The 10,793-nt window shown below is 64.8% G+C and carries 8 protein-coding genes; 1 reads left to right on the top strand and 7 read right to left on the bottom strand.

Going from position 1 to position 10,793, the window contains the following annotated elements; translation table 11 throughout:
• A partial coding sequence (locus LLH00_18485; GenBank protein ID MCE5273270.1) for a hypothetical protein occupies positions 1 to 1,024 on the top strand: 1,024 nt, incomplete at its 5' end.
• An 8-nt stretch (positions 1,025 to 1,032) separates the two neighbouring features.
• Here LLH00_18485 and LLH00_18480 read toward each other — a convergent pair.
• The 7 genes from LLH00_18480 to LLH00_18450 form a co-directional block, all read right to left on the bottom strand.
• The gene (locus LLH00_18480) at positions 1,033 to 2,838 is read right to left on the bottom strand and encodes a hypothetical protein (protein MCE5273269.1); all 1,806 of its coding nucleotides are present in this window, start codon (positions 2,836 to 2,838) and stop codon (positions 1,033 to 1,035) included.
• A gap of 53 nt (positions 2,839 to 2,891) precedes the next feature.
• Entirely contained in the window at positions 2,892 to 4,583 is a 1,692-nt protein-coding gene (locus LLH00_18475) for a hypothetical protein (protein MCE5273268.1), read from the bottom strand.
• A 10-nt stretch (positions 4,584 to 4,593) separates the two neighbouring features.
• Entirely contained in the window at positions 4,594 to 5,475 is an 882-nt protein-coding gene (locus LLH00_18470; GenBank protein MCE5273267.1) for a hypothetical protein, read from the bottom strand.
• A 15-nt stretch (positions 5,476 to 5,490) separates the two neighbouring features.
• Positions 5,491 to 5,895: a prepilin-type N-terminal cleavage/methylation domain-containing protein gene (locus LLH00_18465; protein MCE5273266.1), complete on the bottom strand. Its 405-nt coding sequence runs from the start codon at positions 5,893 to 5,895 to the stop codon at positions 5,491 to 5,493.
• Positions 5,886 to 6,470, bottom strand: coding sequence for a GspH/FimT family pseudopilin (locus tag LLH00_18460; protein MCE5273265.1), 585 nt, complete (start codon positions 6,468 to 6,470; stop codon positions 5,886 to 5,888). The genes LLH00_18465 and LLH00_18460 overlap by 10 nt, the downstream gene beginning before the upstream one ends.
• Positions 6,471 to 6,776: 306 nt before the next feature.
• Positions 6,777 to 7,160 carry a prepilin-type N-terminal cleavage/methylation domain-containing protein gene (locus LLH00_18455; GenBank protein MCE5273264.1) on the bottom strand — a complete coding sequence of 128 codons (384 nt, stop codon included), beginning with the start codon at positions 7,158 to 7,160 and terminating at the stop codon, positions 6,777 to 6,779.
• A 516-nt stretch (positions 7,161 to 7,676) separates the two neighbouring features.
• Positions 7,677 to 10,793 (bottom strand): fused MFS/spermidine synthase, encoded by a 3,117-nt coding sequence (locus tag LLH00_18450; protein MCE5273263.1) that lies wholly within the window; start codon positions 10,791 to 10,793, stop codon positions 7,677 to 7,679.

Below are 10,793 nucleotides of genomic sequence, written 5' to 3'. Positions count from 1 at the left end.
AAAAAGGATGAAAATTCGTCCAGGAATACAGTTTTCCGGCCTGAACGGCCTTCTGAGCGGGCTGGTTTTGCTGCTGGCCGCCGCCGCACCGCTGGCCGCACAGAGCAAGTACGCCGGCGAATCGTTCAGCGTGGGCGTGGGTGCGCGCGGGCTGGGTCTGGGCAGCGCCTACCACACACTGGCCGAGGGCGCCGAGGCGCTTTACTGGAACCCGGCCGGGCTTGCCCGCGGCAGGGGCCAGAGGCTCAACCGGGCGATGTTCATGCACAGCGAACGGTTCGGCGGGGACGTGGATTACAATTTCCTGGGCTGGTCGCACCGTCTGACCGGGAGCGGCCCGGCCACAGCTTTCGGCTTCGGCCTGATCCACCTGGGCGTGGGCGGCATCCCGATCACGGCGCTTCCCGACCCGACCCAGGAGCCCGGCCCGGACAACCGTCCCTACATCGAACGCTACAGCTCGAAGAACGATTTCGCCCTGCTGGCCGGTGCGGCGCGCCGTCTGGATGAGAAGACATGGCTGGGGGCGAACGTGAAACTGCTGCACGAGCGCCAGTGGGGGGCCACCGCCACCGGGTTCGGCTTCGACCTGGGGCTGATCCGGGCGGTGGAGCTCAAGCTGCCGCTGCTCGTGAGCCTGTCGGCCCGGGATGTGACCACCAGTTTCCTGGCCTGGTCCACCGGCAAGCGCGAGTACATCAAGCCCTGGATTTCGGCCGGGGCGGCCCTGGCCGAGGGCCTGGCCGTGCCGGGCGGGCTGCTGAACGCGGCCGTGGAGGTCTCGGTCCCGGTGGAGCGGCGCAAGGCCAACTACGGCAGCTCCGAGGCCTACTACATGAGCCTGTTGCACCTGGGCGCGGAGTACGAGCTGTATCACCGTCTGGCCCTGCGCGCCGGGCTGGATGAACGCAACCCCACTTTCGGCGCGGGCCTGACCGTGCGCGCGCTGAGCCTCGACTATGCCTGGATCGGCCACCGCGACCTGGCCCAGACCCAGCGGGTCTCACTCGGCTACGCCTTCTGAAAAGCCCCTCACCTCCTGTCCAGCACTCGCCGCCGGAACGGCTCTGAATCGTCACGGTAGATTTCCGCGTAATGCTCCCGGATGAAATCGCCCAACTCGAAACCTGGAATCTCCAGCACTTTGTTTCCGTCCTCCCCGAGCAGGACAATCCTGTCCGGCCAGCCGCCGTGTGTCCCGAAAAACAGGAAGGCCGGCTGCCAGAGCGGTTTGCCGTAATGGGTGCAGGTCACCTCCATGCAGGAGGGCGTGCAAGGCCGCATCCGGCTCATGGGGTAGAAATAGGGTGCGTGATCGAGTGCCAGCACGGTTTTCGAGGGATCGGCGATGCGGGCCAGCGTGCTGTCCAGCCGCTGGAGCGCCTGTTGCCGGGCTGGCAGGGTGAAAATCCCCCGGTACAGGCCGGTTTCCAGCCACGAGGTCAGGGTCCATATCCGGCCGTCACGGTAGACAGTCCCGTAGAACAGGAACAGGAACAGGCCGGACACCGCGGCGAGACAGGCCAGCCCGGCCGCCGCGGAGGCCCGCCGGGGGCTGAAAGAGGGGCGGCGTGGCTGCCAGTGCTCCTCGACCAGAAGGGCGATGAAGACCGCGGTCAGCAGGCTGGGGGCGACCAGCAGGTACGAGCAGGTCGAGGCCCGCGCCATCGAAACCCAGAACGACTCCAGCCAGAGCGCCGTTGACGGCAGGCCGACCGTTATCAGAAGCAGGTCGAAGAGCTTCCTGTGCCGAACGGTGTGGAACCTGAGCCACGGGGCCGCCAGGGCGGAAAAGGCCGTGAACTCCGACAGACCGTACAGGTTGTTCCCGTTGGCCGCGCCTGCGGGAAGGCGCAATGCGACATACGCTATCAGCAGCAGGAAGCCGCCGGTCAGGTACATCAGGAAAGCGTTTTTGCTTTTTTTGAACTGTTTGAGAAGGACAGCGTTCCAGGCCGCGATCAGGATGACTTTTATCAGGAAGAACGGAGTGAACGGCAGCAGGAACAGCTGCCCGATTTTGATCCAGCGCATGCGCGGGCTGAGCACCCGGTACAGCTCATCGTTGTAGGCCAGGAAACCCTGCACGCCCTGCACCAAAGCCGGCACTCCGACATAGAGCGCCAGGCCGGCCAGCAGGGCGGCCAGAGTGACGGCTGCGGCGAGGGTGTAGGCCAGGAAGGCGTGCAGCCCTCTTCTGCAGTGCTCCTGCGGCTCCAGGTTACGGAACAGCACGAGCACGATCGCCGCGTTAAGGATGAAAAGCGCCAGGGCGGAGGGATAGGCGAACACGGCCAGGCCGTGGGCTGCGCCGGCTGCGGCCAGCAGAGCCATTCTGCGCCGGCCGGAAGAGAGTGTCGCCCCGAACACCAGAAAGCAGCCTGCCGTGGCCAGGCTGTAGTGCAAGCTGTTGTAGCTGAAAGTGTAAAGCGAGTAGGGCGCGAACACGGCCAGGGGCAGGGCCAGGAGCAGGGCTTTGAAACCCAGCGGCCGCCTGAGCAGGCAGTAAAGCAGCATGCCGAACAGTATGTTGTAACAGAAAAACATCAGGCGCATGAAAAGAATCAGGCCACTGAAATCCCCTTGGAACGCCCGGTAGGCCATGACAAGAGGGGTGTAGAGGATGGCGCTGGTCTGGTGGGCGTCCCAGTTGTCGCGGAAGGGGAGGTTGCCGTTGGCAAAGACAGAGGCCAGGGCGGCATAGTATGCTTCATCGGTCAGATCGACTCCAAAAAACAGCCGGACAAAGCAGGCTGCAAGCGCGGTCGCGACCAGGGCCCAGACCAGCAGTCTTTCCCCAGGGCTGGCGGCAGCGCTTTCTTCCGCGATCAGACTCATTGTCTTTTCCTGCAATAATATTGGGGGTCGGATCAATTTCCCGGGGTTGGGCCCTACTCGAAAAACTCCTGCCGGAACGCGATGCGCAGCACCGTGCCCACTGAGGGCGTGCCGGGCGGCAGCTTGTTGAAGTCCAGGAAATTTAAATCAAAGGCCCAGTTGCGGGTGGGGGCGTTGTAGACCGGGTTGCCGTAGACCCAGGCCCCGACCGCGTTGTCGCTCAGGTAGAGGTTGACGAACGAGCCGGTGATGTTGCAGTTGGCGCTGTTCCAGTTCTCCAGGAAACGGGGGAAATTCTCCAGCCCGCCGTTGTACTGCGCGGTGTTCTGCGTGTCCCCGCTCAGGATCGCCACGTTGTAGGTGCTGGCGCTGCCGGCGTTGGGAGAGGCGTTGGTGTTGTGGTTGGCGGCGTTGGTCCAGGAGCCCGAGAGCAGGTTCACGGCGTCGGCGATCACGGCCGAGGGTTTCCAGTTGGTGGTGTTGTAGTTGCCCTGGATGTAGATCGCGTTGTCGGAGGCCACGGTCATTGCAGCGGGCAGAGTGCCGGCGTTATAAAGCTGGACCCCCTTGTGACGGCCGGCCTGCTCCTGGACCGAAACATACACCACCCCGGCGCCCAGGTCGGCCACGTTGAGCTTGGAGACATCGATGCGCACCAGGTCGGTCCACTGCTGCTCGCGGTCGTCGTAGAACGCATCGTAGGCCGTACTCACCGCGGTGGGGTCGACCAGGACCTTGCCCGCGCCGTTTCTGTCCAGGATAGTGACCGTTGAGAGGGCCGAGTTGGCGTAGATGCGCAGGTCGGCTTTCCAGTCCAGCTTTTCGCTCTTGAGCGCCACCCCGTCGGCCCCGTCCCGCCGCTTGATGATCTGGATCGGCGGGATGGTGCGTGGGATCGGCATGCCCAGTGGGGTGACATTGTGCGCCCGCGTGCGCAGCCGTCCCTGGAAATCCGTGGTCGTGCGCTGCACCCAGCCGGCGTCGTTGCCCACGTAGTTCTGGCTGTCGTAGGTCAGGGCCAGCAACGTTGCGTCCGGCCGCTCGATGGAGATCGCACCGCCGAAAGTCTCGTGGTTCCAGATGCGGAAACGGTAGAGGTCGCCGGCGGCGGTGATGTTTCGGTGGAAAGTGGTGGTGGCGCTGGTGCCCAGGAACAGCGAGGCGTTGGTGTGCACCCGCCCGATGAAATCCATCGCCGCGCCGTTGTGGATCTCCAGGCTGTCGTCGTAGAACACGCCGAACTGGAAGATCGGTATCTGCAGGCCCTCCACCTGCACCACGATCGAGTAGCGGCTGTTGCCCGTACCCACCACGCGCGAGGTGATCGTGATCGGCTGGTTGAGGCTGAGCATGCCCATGTAGGGGCCGCTGTCCACGGTGTCCACGTAGGCGGCGGCGGAGCGGACCACCGTGAACTGCTCGAAAGTGAAATTGTCGATCGTGGGCGGGACAATCGTGGCCAGCTCGGCGTCCGTGACCGTGCCCTGGCCGTCCAGCAGGCTCTGGATGTCGGAGAGGGCTTTTTCCACCCCGGCCTCGGCGGCGTAGAACGCGCGGCTGTTCTGGTAGTAGTTGCCGGCCAGTTGCATGTCGATGGAGCTGATCACCACCGCGCCGATAGCGAGCATGGTCAGGGCGGTGAGAAGCAGCATCATGGTGATCAGGGCCACGCCCCGGCGGTCGGCCAGCCGGCTGCCTTGAACGCGCCGCCGAAGCGCTGCATCCAACGCTTTCCAGCCCTTCATGGCGCCTCCTCTAATAGATGATGTTCCGCGGGGCGATCATGGTGCCGAACGCCTGGCGCCAGTAGTGGTCGCCCTCCTGGTAGCGCGAGTCGGCACGGGAGCTGCGCGCGGTCAGGCTGACCTTTATCGCCCGCAGGTCCATCGAGTCGTTGCTGTTGTCGCCGTCCGCATCGTTGGCCACCGCGGCCGTGTCCCCGTCCTCGAACACTATCGTGGCCTGGAGGTTCTCGATGTCCTCGGCCACGGTGCCCAGGCTGGTTCCGCCGCTGAACTTGACCAGCTTCGGGTGGGCGGCATCCGTGCGGTCCACGGTGATCGAGCGGATCGTCACCCGTGTGATTATCGCCGTGGCCGGGTCATAGGCCTTGGCCAGGCCGGACGGGGTGTTCACCCCCCGCGGCGGCACGAACACGACCGTTTTGGAGGGCACGTTGATACTGGTCACCTCGATGACATTGAAATCCACCTCATCGAATATGATGAGCTGGTCGCCCACCACCAGGTCGCCCACGTCCGAGTCGCTGGAGAGCTTGAGGCTGTTGGCGCTGGCGTTGGGCGGCGGGCTGGTGGCGAAACGCAGGTGGATCGCGGTCTGGGGCACGTAGAGGAACGTGATCGTGTCGGGCAGAGTCGCGCCGCCGTTACGCACCTGCACCGCGGAGAACAGCCCGGGCAGCCCGGTGCCGGCGTTCATGGCCTCGCGCTCGACCTCGTCCAGGCCGATCCGGCCGTTGAGGTTCATCTCCTGGCGCAGGCTCTCGCTGCTGTAGGAGCGGTTCTGGTTGATCAGGAGGTTGATGAACGCGCCCACGATCAGCATGGTGATGGTCAGGCCGATCAGCATCTCGATCAGGCTGAAACCCGGCGCAGCTTTGTCCAGGCGTGGGCGCATCGTGCTCGGTCCGGGTCAGGGGTAGATGATCGTGGTGATCACCGCCCGCTTGAGAGTGTCGCTCAGGCTGGGGCTGAAAAACACGGCCACGCTCACGGTCTTGGTGTTGTAGCCGGCGGCGTTCTCGGTCACCGTGGTCACCCGGGTGAACTTGCCGCCCGTGGCGGCGCCGTTCTGATCCAGGCTGCTCTCGGTCTGGCTGTGCACCTGGGTGTAGTCGGTCAGCTTGATCTGCTCGATTTTCTGGCGCGCCAGGGCGGTGGCGATCGAGATGTCGGTGGCGGCGCGGTTGGTGCGCATGACATTGGCCAGCATGCCGGCCAGGGCCAGAAGGCCCACCGCGCCGATCATCAGCGCCAGCATCACCTCCACCAGCGAAAAGCCCCGCCGGTCGGACAGGTATCGCGCCCTCACTTCCATTGCCCACTCTCCCAGCGCCACAGACGCACGCTGCCCAGGTTGCCCACGGTTATGGCGTAGTTGGAGCCGGAGGGCCCGCACAGGTACACGGCTCCGGGAGCGGTGGCCTCGCCGCGGGAGCTGAACCCCACCCGGTCGGCGCCGCCGAAATCGACCCCGTCCCCCGGAAGGGTGCGGCCCTCCGGGCCGCCGGCCACGCCGCTCGCACCGAAACGCGCATCCCGCGAGATACGCCAGCCGCGGATGCCGGCCTTGGACTCCGGCATGGCCAGGCGCACGCTGTCGATCTCGCCCGTGCCGCGCGTCTGGTTGCCGTCCATGTCCAGCCACATGGTGTAGAAACTGTCGGCCGGGGTAAGGCCGGCGGGCGCGAAATCGATGAAGCAGCGGCGGTTGCCGTTGATCGCCTTGAGCCGCGCGGTCTGGAACGAGACCGCCACCTGGCGCGCACTGTTTTTCAGCCGCACCTCCTGGATGAAATACGAAAAGCGCGGCGCGCCCGCAGTGATGACTATGGCCAGGATCGTGATGACCAGCATCAGCTCGATTATGGTGAATCCGCGCTCGGCGTGCATCGGCGTTCTGTCCGCAGTAGTTGAGCCGCCCGGTTTTGCCGGAAACCATCCTGAATTAAGGAAATTAGAAATCTCCATTCTGCTTTCACCGAAACGAAAACAGAAGGCGTCTTTGAGATTCCTTGTCACAAGGAAAACCGGCAGAAAAGAATAAAACCTTTCCCTTTTTGATTTTACCAGCTTTGCCGCCGTAGAGTCAATCTCAATAGCGCCCAGAAAAAAAAAGGAGGACACAATCCCCTGGCCGAATTGTTCTCGCAGGAAGATCTGTGTCCTCCCGTCACGCGGGAAGAACCGTACTGGCTGTTACTCGACCAGTGAGGCCGGGGTGACCGCGCCTGTCTTGAGGTTCACCTGAGCCTTGGTGCTCTCGGTGATCTTGGTGTTGTCGATGGTCAGGACACTGCCGTTGATGGTCAGTTTCATGTTGTTGACCGTGGCGGCGATATCGGGATTGATCTTTTGCAACTGGCTGATCTTGGTCGGAGCGGCGCCGTCGATACGTGAGGTGCTGTAGCTGAGGGCCGCTGTCTTGACCGCCTCGGCCATGGTGTTGGAATGCGCCAGGTAGGCCGAGTCCTTAGCCCCGGTGAACTTGGAGATCAGGATCGTTGCCAGGATGCCGATAATCACCACCACGATCAGCAGTTCGATCAGGGTGAAACCCTGGTTGGAACGGATTTTTGTCATATGAACTCCTTGGTTGGGGTTAAGGGGCGCAAAAACCACGTCTATGGATAAAGCAATTCTCAGACCATTTTCAATCCCGTTCCGCGAGCCTTGATCCACGGGCGGTAGAGACGGAGACCGCTCTTTCAGTCTGAAAAAATTCTATCACAGCCGCGTGCATTTTGAAAGAAAAATTGGATTTTGCATTTCAGCCACTGGATTTTCGGGCTTTTTTAGCTGTATTTGTCAAGACAACAGGATTTCGGGACCCTCTTTGGCCGGAGTTTCGGCTGAAAGCGGCACAGTCGGCGGCGAATGGCGCATATCCCCAGGCTGGAAAAATGCCGGGCGAACACAAGGTTCGCCCCTACGAAAGGCGAGGCCTTCTGGTGTAGGGGCACGGCATGCCGTGCCCGATTTAAAGGAATAAATCCCCATCGATCCCCCTTGCCAAAGGGGGAGGCGCTTGAGCCTGACTCTCGCGAAGGTCCGTTCATGCTGGATGGCGACTGCCCTGAGCGAAACAACCGGTTGCTCTCAATCCCCCAGGGCTTTGCGCAGCGTGGTGGCATCCACAGTCTGGCCGGAGGCGCCCAGGCGTTCGAGGATCACCAGGCGCTGCATGGCCGGCCCGAGCGGATCGTCCGGGAATTCCCGCGCGTAGCGGGCGAACCAGGCCGCCGCCCGGTCGAACGCACCGGCATCCAGGGCGGCCTGCCCGGCCCGCTGAAAAAGGATCGCTCGGTCGGGGGCCGACGGGTCGGTGTCGGCCTCACGCAACTGGAGGGCCAGATCGAACTGCGCCTCGGCCCGGGGGTAGTCCTCCAGGCGGCAGAGGATGTCCCCCAGGTCGAAACGGTGCAGGCTGCGCGTGGGCTCCAACTCGGTCAAGGCGGTCTTGATCGCCAGCGAGAGCGAGAAATCCGGCGGGTGCACGAACGAGGCGGCGCTGCGCTCATCCAGGGCCAGGGCCACCGGGAAGCGCAGGTTGAGCATCCCGGCTGCGCTCAGCGCGGCGGTGGCGTTGAGGCTGTCCAGCACAGCCGCGGCCTCGGCGTATTTCTTCCGCCCGGTCAACAGGCGGGCCATGAGCTCCAGGGCCTCGGGGTCGCGCGGCTCCAGGGCCAGGGCATCCTGCAGCGCCGCGTACATCATTCCGGTGTAGCCGCTGCGGCTCTGGTAGCGCGCCAGACCCAGGAAATCCTTCACCTGCGGCGTGTGATCTTTCAACCATTGCCGTAGAAGTGTGGAGCCCTGCGGGCTCAGGCGGTCCCGCTCGGGCAGGACCACCCGCTCGGCCAGGAAAAACCCGCGCGGGGCCAGGTACTCCACCCGCGGGAAATTGTCCGTGTTGAGCGGCCCGATCCCGGCCCAGCGCCGGAGGGCCGGGTTGTCGAACACCTGGGTGGTGAGCAGGACAAACGGCCGCTCCAGGCCGATGGCTTTCAAATCCGCGGCCACCTCCGGCTGCGCCATCCGCCGCTGGAGGTCCGCGAAATCCACACTCAGCGGCCCGGCCGTGCCGATAAGCAGCAGGTCGTTATTCTCCACCGAGCTGAACGCCACGGCCTGGGGGAAAGCCTCGAGGAACGTGCGCAGGATGGTCTTCAGCACGCCCTCCTCCATCTCGTACAGGTGTATCCACTGGCAGAACACGCCCTCGGCGGTCAGGCGGGCGCGGCAGCAGGAGTAGAATTCGCGGGTGTAGAGGTTGCCGATCCCGGCGATCCAGGGGTTGGAGGGCTCGCTGGTGATGACCTCGAACTGTTCCGGCCCGCGGAACACGAACTCGCGTCCGTCCTCCACCACGGTGCGCACCCGCGGGTCCTCCCAGTAGCGGCGGTTCCAGGGGGCGAACAGACGGCTCGCTTCGAGCACCTCGGGTGAAATCTCCACGCAGACAAGCTGTTGCAGCTCGGGGTGGGCCAGGGCCGCGCCACAAGTCACGCCGCTGCCCGCGCCGATCACCAGCACCCGCCGCGGGGCCGGGTGCAGCAGCATGGGAAGGTGCGCCTGCAGCAGCTGGGTCGGCATGTCCAGCCCGGTGGAGGCGTCGGTCTTGCCGTTCACGGTCAGCGAGGTGAGCGAGTCGCTGCGCTCCACCGTGACCACCGCCGAGACGCCCTCACGGTAGAACAGCAGCTCGCGGCGGCTGGCTGCGGCCAGGTGCGCGGCGGCATCCGCGCCCACGGAATGGATACGGTAGACCCCGCTGGTGAGCAGCTGCCGGTCCCAGCCTGGGGCGAGGCCCAGGTAAAGAGCGGCCCCGGCCGCGCTGACTATCAGCGCCCGGCGTGCGAGCTGACGGCGCTCCGGGCCCAGGGCAAGAAGGATTGTCGCTCCGGCCAACAGGTTCAGCGTCACCGCAGTCTCCAGGGTGGCCTTGAGGCCCAAAAGCGGAATGAGCGCCAGCCCGCCCAGCGCCGCGCCCAGGATATTGCCCGCCGTGTTCAGGGCGTAGACATTCCCGATCCGCCCGGCCAGGCCGCGTGTCGAGAGCGCGGCCAGACGGCTCACCAGGGGGAAACCCATCCCGAACAGGGTGGTGGGCACGAGCATCACGCCCAGGCAGACTACGTATTTAAAGATTTCGTGCGCCCCGTAGCCGAAATTGATCGCGGCCCGGCTGGCCAGGAAAAACAGGGGCAGACGGCTGTAGGTGGGGAGCATGGCCAGCACGGCCAGGCCGATCCCGGTCTGGCAGAGGCCGAACAGGGCCGCGGCGCTGCGGATACGCGTCATAAAGCGGGCCACGAGCAGGCTGCCCAGGGCGATCCCGCTGATGAACGCCGCCACCATCAGGGCGAACGAGTAGGTGGAGGAGCCCAGCACCAGCGAGAGCAGACGCACCCAGGCCACCTGGTAGAGCATGGCGGTGAGCCCGCTGACAAAGATTCCGGCCAGGGCCCAGCGCAGGCCGGCCTCCGGCGCGGAGGCCGGCTCCATGTCCGCCGGGTCCTCGGCGACAGCGGCGGCTTCGGCCGGGCTTTCCGGCGGACGGTCCGCGCGGGTGCGCAGAGCCAGGGCGCCCACCCCGGCCGCGATATTGAGCGCGGCGGCCGCGGCGTAGCTGAACGAGACCCCGAAGCCCGGCACCAGCCAGAAAGCCACAGTCAGGGCGCCCGCCACCGCACCCAGGCAGTTGATGAAATAGAGGCTGCCGGTCACCTGTCCCACCCGCCGCAGCTCGCCGCCCAGTCGCTTTATCAGCACGGGCAGGGTGCCGCCCATCAGGATCGCGGGCAGAAGCAGGATCAGAAAGGCCAGGCCGAACTTGAGCGTCAGGGTGGCCGCCCGGCCCGGGTCGAACGCGCGGTAAATGGCGAGTAAAAGGCTGTCCTGGGCCGCCAGGATGCGCTCGAAGCCCAGGCAGTAGACCCCCACGCCGATCTCCATCCAGCCGTAGAGCGTAAGGCCCGAGACGCGGCCCTCCAGTCGGTCGGCAAGACGGCCCAGGTAGCGGCTGCCCAGGGCCAGACCGCCCATGAACGCGCTCAGCACCAGGGTTGTGGCGTAGGTCGTGTTGCCGAACGAGAGCCCGAAACGGCGGGTCCAGAGGACCTCGTACACCAGGCCCGAGAATCCGGAGAGGAAAAACAGGATGTGCAGGATCAGCGACAGATGGGAACGGCCGGGTTCAGCAGTGTGTCTCAT

It is taken from the genome of bacterium (assembly GCA_021372515.1).
GTDB lineage: Bacteria > Gemmatimonadota > Glassbacteria > GWA2-58-10 > GWA2-58-10 > JAJFUG01.
This window is presented reverse-complemented; position numbering and strand designations above follow the sequence as displayed.